The 13,993-nt window shown below is 65.5% G+C and carries 13 protein-coding genes and 1 other RNA gene; 4 read left to right on the forward strand and 10 right to left on the reverse strand.

Going from position 1 to position 13,993, the window contains the following annotated elements; translation table 11 throughout:
• Positions 1–156 precede the first annotated feature (156 nt).
• The 5 genes from ABID59_RS11685 to rsmH all read right to left on the reverse strand — a co-directional run bounded on the left by ABID59_RS11685 (position 157) and on the right by rsmH (position 6,223).
• Positions 157–1,536 (reverse strand): UDP-N-acetylmuramoyl-tripeptide--D-alanyl-D-alanine ligase, encoded by a 1,380-nt coding sequence (locus ABID59_RS11685; RefSeq protein WP_354083477.1) that lies wholly within the window; start codon positions 1,534–1,536, stop codon positions 157–159.
• Complete coding sequence (locus ABID59_RS11690) at positions 1,533–3,005, reverse strand: UDP-N-acetylmuramoyl-L-alanyl-D-glutamate--2,6-diaminopimelate ligase (RefSeq protein ID WP_354083478.1); 1,473 nt, start codon at positions 3,003–3,005, stop codon at positions 1,533–1,535. The genes ABID59_RS11685 and ABID59_RS11690 overlap by 4 nt, the downstream gene beginning before the upstream one ends.
• A gap of 84 nt (positions 3,006–3,089) precedes the next feature.
• Complete coding sequence (locus tag ABID59_RS11695; protein WP_354083479.1) at positions 3,090–4,841, reverse strand: peptidoglycan D,D-transpeptidase FtsI family protein; 1,752 nt, start codon at positions 4,839–4,841, stop codon at positions 3,090–3,092.
• A complete protein-coding gene (gene ftsL / locus ABID59_RS11700) occupies positions 4,838–5,230 on the reverse strand; it encodes a cell division protein FtsL (RefSeq protein ID WP_354083480.1) in 393 nt (130 codons plus the stop codon). The genes ABID59_RS11695 and ftsL overlap by 4 nt, the downstream gene beginning before the upstream one ends.
• Positions 5,231–5,233: 3 nt before the next feature.
• Positions 5,234–6,223, reverse strand: a complete 990-nt coding sequence (rsmH, locus tag ABID59_RS11705; protein ID WP_354083481.1) for a 16S rRNA (cytosine(1402)-N(4))-methyltransferase RsmH — start codon at positions 6,221–6,223, stop codon at positions 5,234–5,236.
• 547 nt (positions 6,224–6,770) lie between these two features.
• Between rsmH and ABID59_RS11710 the strand changes: the two genes are divergently transcribed.
• Positions 6,771–7,553 (forward strand): N-acetylmuramoyl-L-alanine amidase, encoded by a 783-nt coding sequence (locus ABID59_RS11710; protein ID WP_354083482.1) that lies wholly within the window; start codon positions 6,771–6,773, stop codon positions 7,551–7,553.
• 123 nt (positions 7,554–7,676) lie between these two features.
• Here the strand turns inward: ABID59_RS11710 and ABID59_RS11715 are convergent, their stop codons facing one another.
• The 3 genes from ABID59_RS11715 to ABID59_RS11725 all read right to left on the reverse strand — a co-directional run bounded on the left by ABID59_RS11715 (position 7,677) and on the right by ABID59_RS11725 (position 9,713).
• Positions 7,677–8,912 (reverse strand): RNA polymerase sigma factor, encoded by a 1,236-nt coding sequence (locus ABID59_RS11715; protein ID WP_148754081.1) that lies wholly within the window; start codon positions 8,910–8,912, stop codon positions 7,677–7,679.
• On the reverse strand, positions 8,909–9,262 hold the full coding sequence (locus ABID59_RS11720) for a YciI family protein (protein WP_148754080.1): 354 nt from the start codon (positions 9,260–9,262) through the stop codon (positions 8,909–8,911). Before ABID59_RS11720 ends, ABID59_RS11715 begins: the two co-directional genes overlap by 4 nt.
• 100 nt (positions 9,263–9,362) lie before the next feature.
• Positions 9,363–9,713 carry a YciI family protein gene (locus ABID59_RS11725; RefSeq protein WP_148754079.1) on the reverse strand — a complete coding sequence of 117 codons (351 nt, stop codon included), beginning with the start codon at positions 9,711–9,713 and terminating at the stop codon, positions 9,363–9,365.
• 150 nt (positions 9,714–9,863) lie between these two features.
• Here ABID59_RS11725 and rnpB point away from each other — a divergent pair.
• An RNA gene (rnpB, locus tag ABID59_RS11730) (RNase P RNA component class A) lies at positions 9,864–10,294 on the forward strand.
• Between the two features lie 165 nt (positions 10,295–10,459).
• Here the strand turns inward: rnpB and ABID59_RS11735 are convergent.
• Both ABID59_RS11735 and ABID59_RS11740 read right to left on the reverse strand, forming a co-directional pair.
• A complete protein-coding gene (locus ABID59_RS11735) occupies positions 10,460–11,173 on the reverse strand; it encodes an alpha/beta fold hydrolase (protein ID WP_354083483.1) in 714 nt (237 codons plus the stop codon).
• A 73-nt stretch (positions 11,174–11,246) separates the two neighbouring features.
• Positions 11,247–11,708, reverse strand: coding sequence for a DUF983 domain-containing protein (locus tag ABID59_RS11740; RefSeq protein ID WP_502916793.1), 462 nt, complete (start codon positions 11,706–11,708; stop codon positions 11,247–11,249).
• A gap of 49 nt (positions 11,709–11,757) precedes the next feature.
• On the opposite strand from ABID59_RS11740, the gene ABID59_RS11745 reads away from it, so the two are divergent.
• Both ABID59_RS11745 and ABID59_RS11750 read left to right on the forward strand, forming a co-directional pair.
• Positions 11,758–13,128 (forward strand): aminotransferase-like domain-containing protein, encoded by a 1,371-nt coding sequence (locus ABID59_RS11745; RefSeq protein WP_354083485.1) that lies wholly within the window; start codon positions 11,758–11,760, stop codon positions 13,126–13,128.
• 115 nt (positions 13,129–13,243) lie between these two features.
• Entirely contained in the window at positions 13,244–13,987 is a 744-nt protein-coding gene (locus ABID59_RS11750; RefSeq protein ID WP_148754075.1) for a sulfite exporter TauE/SafE family protein, read from the forward strand.
• Positions 13,988–13,993 lie beyond the last annotated feature (6 nt).

Genomic DNA, 13,993 nt, shown 5'->3' on the forward strand with positions numbered 1-13,993 from the left:
TTCGCACGCAGGCTTTTTCAGACGCAGATTTCGCCTCACGCGCATTCGCCGGTCTTCATTATCGGTCGGGCGACCTTTAAGAAACCTGCCGGCAAGAAACCTGCAGGCTCGGCGCCGCAAAACGGTGGGATTCGGGAACAGCGCCTTCCAAGCAGTTTACGCCTTTGCCTGCAAGGCGGCCACTAGGCCCGGCACAAACTTGTTGACCCAGAACATCTTCTTGCTGCCCTTGACAACCACGACATCGCCTGCCTTCAGCAGGCCCGCGACCTCGCCCGGCTTCAGCGTTGCGGGATCGTCGTACCAGCCGAGCCCCTTGCCGGCGGGAAGTGCGTCATAGAGGTGCCGCATCAGCGGCCCGACGCAATAGATGCCGTCAATGCCGTCGAGATGCGTGGCCAGCGCGGTGTGGTAGCTCGGTGCGTCGTCGCCCAGTTCCAGCATGTCGCCGAGCACCGCAATGCGGCGGCCGCCGGTGACGTTGCGCGCCTGCAGGCTTTGCAGCGCGGCGGCAATGCTCGCCGGATTGCCGTTAAAGCTGTCGTCGATCACGGTGACACCGCCGACTGCCTGCTCGACGCCGCGGCCGGTCATGATGCCGACGCGATCGAGCTTGATCGCGAGCGTCGCCACATCGAGATGCGCGGCATGAACCGAGGCGAGCGCGGCGAGCGCATTCTGCACGCGGTGCGGTGCACCCGGCGTGAGGCTGAAGGCGATCTCCTTCTTGCCGATCGCGGCCACGACCTGCCAGCTCTCGCCATGCGGGGCGTGTGCGACCTCGTGCACCTCGGCCTTGTCGCCGAAGCGCACCAGCCTGCCCTTCCAGTCGGGCGCCTTGATCCCGGCCGGCAGCACCAGCACGCCATGCTCCGGCAGGCCGAGCGCGATCGACAACTTCTCGCGGCGGATCGCGTCGAGCGAGCCGAGCTTTTCCAGATGCACCGGCTGGACGTTGACGACGAGCGCTACGGTCGGCCGCGTCAATTCGCTGAGTCGCGCGATCTCACCGGTCTGGTTCATGCCCATCTCGACGACCCAGAGGCTGGCATCGGGCCGGGCGTTGCACAGCGTCAGCGGCACGCCCCAGAAATTGTTGAAGCTCGAAGGGCTCGCATAGGCATTGGGATAGGCCGCGAGATACTCCTTGGTGCTGGTCTTGCCGGCGCTGCCGGTGAGCCCGATCACCGGCCGGTTGAAGCGCGCGCGCGCGGCGCGCGCGAGGCCCCAGAGGCCGTCGATCAGCGTGTCCTTCACGACGATCTGCGGAATACCAACACCCGCGATTTCATGCGGTACGATCATCGCGACCGCGCCCGACGCTTCCGCCTTGTCCGCGAACTCCCAGCCGTCGCGCGCGCTGGCGAAGGCCGAGATGAAGCCGCCGCTCGGCGTGCCGCTCAACGCCACGAACAAGCTGCCCGGCTTCACCAGGCGGCTGTCCTGGGTGACGAAGTCGATCGGCGTGTCCGGGAATGAGCCGGCCGCCCCAAGCGCACGCGCCACCTCGGCAAGCGTCCATAATGGCGCGCTCATGCCACCCTCGATGCTAGTGCGGCGGCAACCGCCTCGTGATCGCTGAACGGCAGGACCTCGCCGCCGACGATCTGCCCGGTCTCGTGGCCCTTGCCGGCGACCAGCAGTGCATCGCCATCTTCCAGTTCCTCGATCGCAGCGCGGATCGCGGCCGCGCGGTCGCCGATTTCGCGCGCGCCCTTTGCGGTGGCGAGGATCGCGGCGCGAATGGCTTCCGGTTTCTCGCTGCGCGGATTGTCGTCGGTGATGATGACGCGATCGGCATTCTCGGCCGCGATCTCGCCCATGATCGGACGCTTGCCGGCGTCGCGATCGCCGCCGGCGCCGAACACGACGATCAGCCTGCGCCTGGCGTAGGGACGCAGCGCCTGCAACGCCTTCGCCAGCGCATCGGGCTTGTGCGCGTAGTCGACGAAGATCGGCGCGCCGTTGCGTTCGCCGACGCGTTCGAGCCGGCCCTTGGCGCCTTCGAGATGTTCGAGGCTCGCAAAGACACCGGCCACATCGCTGCCTGTGCCGATGGCCAGACCGGCCGAGACCAGCGCGTTCTCGATCTGGAATTCGCCGACCAGCGGCAGCCGGACGGCATAGGCCCTGTCGCGATGTACGAGCGAAAGCTCTTGCGAGAAGCCTGAGACCTCGGCATTGACGAGGCGAATGCCCTCACCTGCCCCGTCGCCGTTGCGGCCCACCGCCATCACGCGCAGACCGCGCGTCCTCGCGGCGTCGATCGCTTCCGCCGAGCATTCATGATCGGCCGAGATCACCGCGGCGCCACCGGGCGGCACGAGCTCGCGAAACAGCCGGAGTTTTGCTGCGAGATAATGCGCCACGGTCGGATGATAATCCATGTGGTCGCGCGAGAGATTGGTGAAGCCTGCGGCGGAGACGCGCACGCCGTCGAGGCGATATTGATCGAGCCCGTGTGACGATGCTTCGAAGGCGAGATGCGTCACGCCCTCGCGCGCGATCTGATCGAGCTGCCGATGCAACGCGATCGGATCGGGCGTCGTCAGCGAACCGTAAACCGTGCGTTTGGGCGAGACGAGGCCGATGGTGCCGATGCTGGCCGAGGCATGGCCCAGCCGCTCCCAGATCTGGCGCGTGAACGCGGCAACCGAGGTCTTGCCGCTGGTTCCCGTCACCGCCGCGATGGTCGCAGGCTGCGTGGGGAAGAATTTTGCCGCGGCCAGCGCCAGCGCGCGGCGCGGATTGGCGGTTGCGATGAACGGCACCTTGCAGCCATCAGGCGCATGATCGCCGACCACGGCCACGGCGCCGGCCGCAATCGCAGCATCGATGAAGCGCGCGCCGTCGGTCTTGCTGCCGGCGAGCGCGAAGAAGAGATCGCCGGGCTTGACCACGCGGCTGTCGAGCGCAACGCCGCTCACATCAAGCGCCGCGACAGCGGGCTCGATCGCGGCATCGTTGCCCAAGACATCCTGACCCAAGAGTTCGCGCAGCTTCATGGTCATCCAGTCGACATGCCGTGCCGGAAAGCCGAATCTTCGGGAAAATCCCGACTCAGCAGCGGCAGTGGCCCACCCCGTTGATTACTGGGTTGCCCTGGATGCCGCAAGAATAAGGCGGTCGGACGGCGGCAAATCGAACCGAGGTTCGACCCCCAGGAGCGGCGCGATCCGCTCGATCACCTTGCCGCCCGTGGGCACCGCGTTAAAGCCCGAGGTGATGAAACCATGCGTTTCAGGCAACGCCTGCGGCTCGTCCAGCATGACGAGAATCTGATATTTCGGATCGTCGGACGGCATGATCGCGGTGAAGGAGTTGAGCACCCGCTTCTTGGCGTAGCGGCCATTGATGACCTTCTCGGAAGTGCCGGTCTTGCCGCCGACGTAATAGCCCTTCACGTCGGCGGACCTGGCGGTACCGATTTCGGCATTGAGCCGCATCAGATACCGCATCTTGTCGCTGGTCTCCTGCTTGATCACGCGCTTGGCCATCGCCCGCGCTTCGTCTTCGCTGCGTTTCATGAATGTCGGCGGAATCAAATAGCCGCCGTTCATCAGGGCGTTGATGCCCATCACCGCTTGGAGCGGCGCTACCGACAGGCCCTGACCGAACGCGATGGTGACAGTGTTCAGCTCACCCCAGTGGCGCGGCACCAGCGGAGCCGCGCTCTCCGGCAACTCGGTGCGCAGCCGCGTCAATTGTCCCATCTTGGCCAGAAACGCCTTGTGCGCCTCGACACCCTGGTTGAGCGCGATCCGCGCGGCGCCGATATTGGACGAGTAGGTGAACACTTCCTTCGTATTGATGAAACGTCCCAGGTTGTGACTGTCATGGATGGTGAACTTGCCGTAGTGCAGGTTTCCACGTGCGTCCCACGACGAGTTCAGGTTGATCTTGCCGGAGTCGAGCGCCATCGCCAGCGTGAAGGCCTTGAAGGTCGAGCCCATTTCGTAGACGCCGGTGGTCAGGCGATTGATGCGATCGGGATCGTGGGCTTCCTTCGGATTGTTGGGATCGAAGTCCGGCAGCGAGACCATTGCCACGATCTCGCCGGTCTTGACGTTGGAGATGATGCCGGAGGCCGCCTTGGCGTGGAACTTCTCCTTGGCCTTCGAAAGCTCGTCGCGCAGCGCGTGCTCGACGCGCAAATCGACCGACAGCTCGATCGGCTTTTGCAGCCGGTCGGTGGCAAAGCCCGCGCGGTGGAGATCGGCGAGCCCTTGATTGTCGAGCCACTTCTCCATGCCCGCGATGCCCTGGTTGTCGATGTTGACCAGACCAATGACGTGGGCGACCTCGTTGCCGGTCGGATAGACGCGCTTGTTCTCGCGCAGGAAGCCGATGCCGGGAAGGCCGAGCTTGTGGATGTCCTGCTGCTGCTTCGGCGTGATCTCGCGCTTGAGCCAGACGAAGCCTTTCCGCGACGACAGGCGCTCGCGCACTTCGGCCTCATCTAGGTCGGGCACCGTCGCGGTCAGAAGCTCGATCGCCTCGTCCTTGTCGATGATGCGGCGCGGCTCGCCGAACAGGCTGGCCGCCTTGACGTCGGTCGCCAGGATCGCGCCGTTGCGGTCGACGATGTCGGGCCGCGCGGTCGCAACCACTTCCTGCGAGGCGGCACGACGCGCACTGTGAGCGTCGGCACCGATCGCGAACATCACGAGCCGGCTGCCGATCAGGGCATAGACCAGGGCAAAGGCGAGCATTGCGAGGCCGACGCGCGCGCGCGCCTTCGCGGCGCGATCGACATTGCGCCCGTAGAGCAGGCTGCGGATCAGACGCTGCCGCCACGGCTCAGCTGGCCGCTCGGTGGATTTGGCCGGAACAGCGCTCATTGCTTGTCCTCGGGGTGAGGCACGGAGCCCGTCACCGTATCGGGATCGCTCGCAGCTTCGATGGTATTGAGCATGGCTCCGATCGGATCAGGCTCGCCCGGCCTGAACATCCGCGCTGGACGGTCCGGCAGGTTCTTCAGCGCATCATATTGCGTGCCGTTGACGGGCTTGAGCGGCAGATGCCGCTCGGAGAGGCCCTGCAGGCGCAGCGGAGCATCGAGCCTGGCCCATTCGGAGCGCAGTTGCGCGATCGCGTCGCGCTGCTCGCGGATCTCCGCGTGCAGCCGCAGCACCTTCTCGGTGCGGGCGGTGGAATCCATCTTGATCCGGTAGACATAGGCCGCCGCGAAGATCAGCGCGCCGATGACGAGAACGTGGATGAAGCGCATGTGCTAGCCGCCCCTCATCACGTCGGAGAGTTTGGGCCAGGACGATGGCTCGGTGTCGTCATGCGCCGGCGCCGATGTGCGCTCGGCGGCGCGCAGCTTGGCGGAGCGGGCGCGCGGATTATGCGCAACTTCCGCCTCGCCGGCGACCACGGGCCGCCGCGTCAGCAACTGGAAGCTCGGCGCGCCTTGCGCCACTTCCGGCAGATGGCGCGAGCCGCCGCCGGTCTTGGAGCGCAGGCTAAGGAAATTCTTGACGATGCGGTCTTCCAGCGAATGGAACGAGACCACGACCAGACGGCCGCCGGGCTTGAGCACGCGCTCGGCCGCCGCGAGCGCGGTCTGGAGCTCCTCGAGCTCTTCATTGACGAAGATGCGCAGCGCCTGGAATGTCCGCGTTGCCGGGTGAATGTCACCGGGCTTCGAGCGCACCACCCGGCCGACGAGATCGGCGAGCGCGCGCGTCGTGGTGAACGGCGTCTCCTGCCGATCAGCCACGATGGCGCGGGCGACACGGCGCGAATGCCGCTCCTCGCCGAAGAGATAGATGATGTCGGCGAGATCGCTTTCCGAGGCGCGCGCGACGACGTCGGCCGCCGTTGGTCCGACCTGCCCCATCCGCATGTCGAGCGGACCGTCGAGGCGGAACGAGAAGCCGCGACCGGCCTGGTCGAGCTGCATCGAGGACACCCCGACATCCATCACGACGCCGTCGACCGCATCGACGTCCTGCGCCGCGCACACCTCGGTGAGATTCGAGAAGCGGTCCTCGACCAGCGTCAGCCGGCCCGCGGCGCGCTCAACCAGCTCCGCGCCGCCGGCGATTGCCGTTTGGTCGCGGTCGATCGCGATGACGCGAGTTCCCGCAACATCCAGGATGGCGCGGCTGTAGCCACCGGCCCCGAAGGTGGCATCGACATAGATGCCGCCCTCGCGCGGCGCGAGATGCTCGATCGCCTCGCGGCCAAGCACGGGAATGTGCGGCGCGGCGCTCATGCGGCGCGCCTGCCGGGTGCGCAGGCGAACGGCCAAATGAACGGCCAACTGAAATCGGGGGCGAAGCAGCCCATCACGCCTCGAATAACTCCGCGTCGCGGCGGTTCCACGACCCAAACCCTCTCCAGCATGCTTGCCGGCATGCGCGCCGAGCCCGGTCGTCCCAGGCGGCAGACCCGGTGTTCCCAGCGGATTATGTCGGGCAGCCATGGGATTTCGAGCCAAAAACGCTTTTGGCCGCCTCCGGACGCGGGTCGGCTCTTCACCCCTCAGTAACGGCCCTTAGCGTTAAGAAAGCGTTGATCGGCTGGTTACAAGTCGAAAAGGTGGCTGAGCGGTGATGCCCTATCCACACACCCACCCGAAATGCAGCCGTTAACCGCACCGCGCGATTGCGCGGACCGGACAGTAAAGAAATAGTAAAGAGAAGGGCTTGGCCCACTCTCCTATCCGACTTGAGCTGTCTATGTCGTCCGGTCCGTCAACGCCGTCTGGAACTGATTCGAAGCGTCAGCGCGTTCTTCCGGTTCCCAAGGCCGCGGCGAACATGCGGACGTTCGAGCCGGATTCGTCGATCGTTTCCGACATCATCCCTTCGCCCAATCATGGCGAGCGCACCAAGGGGCGGCAGCCCGACATGATCGTGCTGCACTACACCGGCATGCCCGACGTCGAGGGCGCGCTGGCGCGGCTGTGCACGGCCGGCACCGAGGTGTCGGCCCATTACGTCGTGCTCGAAGACGGTCGCATTGTGCAATGCGTACCCGAAGCGCGGCGCGCCTGGCACGCCGGCGTCTCGTCCTGGGCGGGCGAGGACGACATCAACTCGTGCTCGATCGGGATCGAGATCATCAATCGCGGCCATGATTGGGGCTATCCGGAATATCCGCTGCGCCAGATCGCCGCCGTGATCGCGCTGTGCCGCGGAATCATGCTCCGCCGCAAGGTCGCGCCGCAACGGGTGCTCGGCCATTCCGACGTCGCGCCCGCGCGCAAGAAGGATCCCGGCGAAAAATTTCCCTGGCATTCGCTGGCCAATTCCGGCGTCGGTCACTGGGTGACGCCGGCGCCGATCGTGCGCGGCGAAACCCTGATGCTCGGCACCATCAGCGACGAGGTGCTGAGCCTGCAGCAGGCGCTGGCGCGCTACGGCTATGGCGTGCCGCTGACCGGCAAATACGACGCATCGACGATGGAAGTCATCACAGCATTCCAGCGCCACTTCCGCCCGGCGCGGCTGGATGGCGTTGCCGATCATTCGACCCTGTCGACGTTGCAGGCGCTGCTGGCGAGCCTGCCGGCGGATGGGGCGACAGTCGCGTCGAAATAGCAGACGTCTTCGAGAACGTGACCCCTTGCTCCGTCATGCCCGGGCTTGTCCCGGGCATCCACGTCTTTGTCTCCGCGCGCGAAGAACGTGGATGGCCGGGACAAGCCCGGCCATGACGGAAACTCAATCCATCTCCCGCACCCGCCGCGCATACAGCCGCCGCAACGGATCGAGCTGCGTCGCCTCCGCCGCGGCCGCGTAGGCCTCGCGCGCTTGGTCGTTGCGGCCGAGCCGCCGCAACAGATCGGCACGCACCGCCGGCAACATCTCATAGCCGTCCAGCCCGCCGCGCGCGGTGATCGCGTCGACGAGATCGAGCGCGCGCGCCGGACCGTCGACCATCGAGACCGCGGCAGCATGGTTGAGCTCGATCACCGGAGACGGGCTGATGCGCAGCAGCACCTCATAGAGGCCGGCGATCTGCGGCCAATCGGTCTCCTCAAAGCTCGGTGCGCGGGCATGCAGCGCGGCGATCGCCGCCTGCACCGCGTAAGGCTGCGGCCGGCCCGGCACGCGCAGCGCGTCATCGACGAGACGCAGGCCTTCCTCGATCTGCGCGCGATCCCAGAGCGAGCGGTCCTGCTCTTCCAGGAGAACGATATCTCCGGCCGCGGTCTCGCGACCGGCACGGCGCGCATCGTGGAGCAGCATCAGCGCCAGCAGTCCCTTGATCCCGGCGCGGTCCGGCATGAGCCGGTCGAGCAAGCGGCCGAGCCTGATCGCCTCGACCGCAAGGTCAGGCCGCATCAGATCCGCGCCGGAGGTCGCGACATAGCCTTCGGTGAAGACGAGATAGATCACGGCGAGCACGCCATTGAGCCGCGGCGTCAGCGCGGCGTGCTCCGGCACTTCGTAGGGAATGCCGGCGAGCCTGATCTTCTGCTTGGCGCGAACGAGGCGCTGCGCCATCGCCTCCTCGCTGATGAGGAAGGCACGAGCGACCTGGGCCATCGAAAGCCCGCAGACGGTGCGCAGCGTCAGCGCCACCTGAACTTCGGCGGCGAACGCCGGATGGCAGCAGGTGAAGATCAGCCGCAGCATGTCGTCGTCGAGCATCGCTGGCGGTTCGGCTGGCGTGTCTGCGTTGAGTTCGAGCTCGTGCACGAGTGCCTGCTGCTTGCCGCGAAAGACGGCCTGCCGCCGGACGCGGTCGATCGCCTTGTTGCGGCCGACATTGACCAGCCAGGCGCGCGGATTGTCAGGGGCCTCGCCCGCGGCCCAGCGCTCAAGGGCAACCGCAAAGGCGTCCTGGAGCGCGTCCTCAGCCAGATCGAAATCGCCGACGAGGCGGATCAGGGTAGCCAGCGCCCGCCCCGCCTCGTCGCGGAAGATCCTGTCGATGTCGGTGGACGAGATCACTTGTTGTAGATCATGACCGGCCTGACCTCGATCGATCCTTCCCTGGCTTCGGGAATCCGCGCGGCCAGCGCAATGGCGGTGTCGAGATCCTTGGCCTCGACCAGATAGTAGCCGCCGAGCTGCTCGCGGGTCTCTGCGAACGGACCGTCAGTCGTCAGGGTCTTGCCCTCGCGCACGCGCACGGTCGTCGCCGTCGTGCTCGGCTGGAGCCCGTCGCCGGCCTTGAAATGGCCGCTCTGGATGATGGACTGGGTGTAGGCGCCGTACTCCGCCGACACTTTCTGACGCTCGGTCGCGTCCATATTGATCAGTTTCTGTTCGTTCCGGTAGATCAGCAGCAGGTACTGCATGGCTTACTCCTGTTGTTCGGCTTGATCGCCGACATCCAGTCGAACGGGGCCAACTTCAAACGACATCCTCGGGATAATTATTCGATGCCGGCGGACGAGATCATTTGTAGATCATGACGGGCCTGACCTCGATCGACCCGTCCCTGGCTCCGGGAATCCGCGCAGCCATTGCAATCGCGGCGTCGAGATCCCTGGCCTCGACCAGATAATAGCCGCCGAGCTGCTCGCGCGTCTCGGCAAAGGGACCATCGGTCGCCAGGATCTTGCCCTCACGAACGCGAACGGTGGTCGCAGTCGAGGTCGGCTGGAGCCCGTCGCCAGCCTTGAAGTTGCCGCTCTGAACGATGGACTGGGTGTAGGCGGAATACTCCGCCAGCAGTTTCTGGTAGTCAGCGGGGCCCATCTTGCTCTGTTGAGCTTCGTTTCGGTAGATCAGCAGCAAATACTGCATCGCCTAACTCCTGTTGCTCGGCTGGAATGCCGACATCCAGTCGAACCGGGCGTACACCCCACGACATCTTCAGGATAAATTATTTACGCTGCGGCGTGCGCGGCGATCTCCGCTTGACGGAACCGTCACAAATGGCCCATGCGTACCCCGTCAGTCGGCCGGACGGCCGCTCCGGCAAGTGCCGAAAGGCCGCCGGGGAGGAAAGTCCGGGCTCCCTTGACATACGGTGCCGGATAACGTCCGGCGGGGGCAACCCTAGGGAAAGTGCCACAGAGAACGAACCGCCCGCCGACGCAGCGCAAGCTGCGCAGGCGGGTAAGGGTGAAAAGGTGCGGTAAGAGCGCACCGCGGGTCCGGCAACGGAGCCGGCATGGTAAACCCCACCGGGAGCAAAACCGAATAGGGACGGCGTAGCGGGCTGTTCGCGCAAGCGATAACGCCGCGGGGCGATGTCAGGCCCGCCGTCCGGGTAGGTTGCTCGAGGCCATGTGCAAACATGGTCCCAGAGGAATGGCCGTCACGTATCGTTTGCGCAAGCGGACGGTGCCCTACAGAACCCGGCTTACAGGCCGGCTGATATCTTGCGACGAGGGGTTCGATGTTAGCGCATCGGACCCCTCACCAATTTTCAATGGTCGTCATTCCGGGGCGTGCGCAGCACGAACCCGGAATCCATCAAGCGGCAGAGACGGTGGATGAATGGATTCCGGGCTCTCGCTTCGCGAGCCCCGGAATGACGGCGAGAGCTACGCCACAATCTCCCGCAACACACCCATCAGCGCCTCCGGCAATGTGACATTCGGTGCATGACTCGCATCGAGCTCGAAATAGCGCCAGCCCTCCTCGCTCTTCGTGCGTCTTGCGAATTGCCCGAACACATCGCCCGGCGGAATGCGCTTGCAGTAGATATAGCTGCGCGGCATCGCTGGCTCGCCGTGTTGAAGCTTCAGCTTGGTCTCGAAACATTTAAGCGGCATGTTGACGCGGCGCGCGTTGAGCCAGTCGAGATCGGTCTGCGGCGTGTCCGGCGGCGGCGGGTTTGGCGGGATGCGGTAGCCGTCGCCGGCGGCAGCAGCCTTGCGCATCGGTTCGCGCCCGGCCTCGTTGAGATCGAACAGCGACTGGCCATCGCGCGGCACGAAGGCGTCCAGATAGATCAATTGCTTCACGCGCTCTCTTGCGCGGTCGGCAACGCCCGTTGCAACCATGCCACCATAGCTGTGGCCAAGCAGCACGATATCGCCGAGATCCTCGAACGTGATGACGTTGAGGATGTCCTGGATATGCGTCTCAAGATCGATCGCGGGATTGGCGAGATGCGAACGCTCGCCGAGCCCGGTGTAGGTCGGCGCGATCAGACGATGGCCGGCCTGCGCCATCAGCGGATGCATCTTCGTCCAGGCCCACCCGCCGGACCACGCGCCATGACAGAGCAGGAAAGTCTTCGCGCGTTCAGTCATCGGCGTTTCCATCGTTCTTGTTGGATACGATGGAGTGTAACGGGCAGCCGCCCGATGTAAACGCCGCCGGGCGTCAAGCCGCGCGCGGCGCCTTGACGAGCACGGTCGCGAGCTGACCGGCTTCGCGCCGCAGCTTGCCCGCCTCAAAGCCGTGCATGCCGATCTGCCATTGCAAGCCCACGATGGCGCCCTTGGTCGGCTGCAGCAAAGCGAGCGAAGCAAACAGCGTCACCGGTAGCCACACCGCGAGTTGGAGCCAGACCGGTGGGGCATAAGCGGTCTCGACCGCGAGGATCGCCGGCACCACGAGATGACCGACCACGACCATCACCAGATAGGCCGGAAAGTCATCGGCGCGCTGGTGAAGCAGCTCCTCGCCGCAATGGTCGCACCTGTCCGCCACTTTCAGGAAGCGGCCGAACATATGCCCATCGCCGCAGTTCGGGCACTTGCCGCGAAAACCGCGCCACATCGCCTTTGCCAGAGAGACTGAACCGGTCGCCATGACGACACCTCTTCCATTTTGCTGATCCATACAATAATCTCTTGCATCCATACATTCAAAGGATACGAGCCTAAATTGCATGGATTGGACCCCTACAATCTCGGAGCTGAGCGGGCCGCGCTATCAGCGTATCGTCGACGCCATGGAGGCCGACATCGCCGCCGGCCGGCTGGTGCGCGGACAGCAACTGCCGACGCAGCGTGCGCTCGCAAAGGCGCTCGGGATCGACCTGACCACGGTGACACGCGCCTACACCGAGGCGCGGCGCCGCGGCATCATTGAGGCGCGCGTCGGCCAGGGATCGTTCGTGTCGGAGACCAGCGCACGCCGCGCGGTCGACCTGCCGCATCCGGTGGCGATCGACCTCTCGATGAACGTGCCGCCGCACCCCCTCGAAGCGCAGCTCGACGAGCGCATCATCGCTGGCCTCGAAGCCATTCGCGCGCAATCGGGGCTCACCGCATTCCTGAACTACCAGCCGCCCGGCGGCAGCGCGCATGAGCGCGAGGTCGCCGCGCGCTGGATGCGTACGCGCGTTCCGCATGCGCACGCCGACAAGCTCATGATCTTTCCCGGCGCGCAGACCATCCTGTTCAACCTGCTCGCCCATCTCGCGCGGCCGGGCGACGTCATCCTGACTGAGGCCCTCACCTTCCCCGGCATCAAGGCCGCAGCAGCACAGCTCGGCGTCAAGCTCGTCGGCGTCGCCATGGATGACGGCGGCGTGCTGCCCGATGCGCTGGCGAAGGCCTGCCGCACGCAGAGGCCGAAGGCCGTCTATCTCATTCCGACGCTGCACAATCCGACCACGGCGACGCTCTCTGCCGAGCGGCGCAGCGCGATCGCCAAGATCATCCGCGACGCCGATACGATGTTGATCGAGGACGACGCCTACGGGCTCCTCGATCGTTCGGCATCGCCGATCGCCAATCTCATTCCGGAGCGGACATATCTCGCGACCACACTGTCAAAATGCATCGCGCCGGCGCTACGCGTCGCTTATCTGCTCACGCCCGACAGCGGCGCGCAGCGTCAGATGCGCGGCCATCTCCAGGCGACCGTGCAGATGCCGGCACCGCTGATGGTCGCGCTGGCGACGCATTGGCTCGAAACCGGCGTCGCCGACCGCATCATCGCAGCGATCCGCAACGAGGCCGTCGGACGCCAGCAATTGGCACAGCGCGCGTTGAAGGGTTTTCAGTTCCAGGCGAAGCCCGCCGCACATCATTTGTGGCTGCACTTGCCGGAGGGGCGACCGGACGTCGCCGCGCATCTGCTGCGCAACGGGCTCGCGATCGTTGCCGGCGACGCCTTCACCGTCGGCGGCACGTCGCCGCATGCGGCGCGCGTTTCACTCGGCGCAGCGCGCAACAGATCGGAATTGTCCGAGGCGCTGCGCATCCTGGTCGGCGTGCTGCAGAAGCCCGCCGACATCAGGCAGATCGTCTAGCAAACCAGGGAATCACGTTTACGTAGGGTTCTGAAATTGACCTCCCGCGCCGCATCTGTGCTATGCGCCATGCGACCACGGCTTTGGGATCGCCGGTAGCGACAGGGATTCATTGGTGGAAACGCTCACTTACGCGCTGCTCCTGTTCGGCGCGCTAGCCGGCGGCTTCGTGTCGGGACTGGCCGGCTTCGGCACGGCGCTGATGGCGCTCGGCATCTGGCTCTACGTGCTGCCGCCCTCGCTCGCGGTGCCCCTGGTGCTGATCTGTTCGGTGATCGCGCAGACCTCGACGCTGCCCTCGATGTGGAAGAGCTTTGACCTGTCGCTGGTGTGGCCGTTCCTGATCGGCGGATTGATCGGCGTACCGCTCGGGACCATGCTGGTCGCCTCCGCCGATCCAAAAGTGTTCAAGCTCAGCGTCGGCGTGCTGCTGCTGATCTTCTCGAGCGCGCTGTACCTGAACAAGAAGCAATTCGCCATCGCCTTCGGCGGCCGCATCGCCGACGGCGCGATCGGATTTGCCGGCGGCATTTTGGGCGGGCTCGCCGGACTGTCCGGGCCGCTGCCGATCCTGTGGGCCAACATCCGCGGCTGGAACAAGCACGAGCGGCGCGGCATCTTCCAGCTCTTCAATTTCACGGTGCTTGCGACCGCGCTAGTGTTACAAACGGCTTCAGGCCTGGTCGCGTTCAAGGTGGTCTGGCTCGCGATGGTCGCATTCCCGGGCACGCTGATCGGCGCATGGGCCGGCGCGCGCGTCTATCACGCGCTGAGCGACAAGCATTTCGGCGATGTGGTGCTCGGCCTGCTGTTTCTGTCGGGCGCCACCCTCGTCTGGAACAGCATCAGCACGCTTTAGCTGCCT

This window comes from Bradyrhizobium sp. S3.3.6 (genome assembly GCF_040546905.1).
Classification (GTDB): Bacteria; Pseudomonadota; Alphaproteobacteria; order Rhizobiales; family Xanthobacteraceae; genus Bradyrhizobium; species Bradyrhizobium cytisi.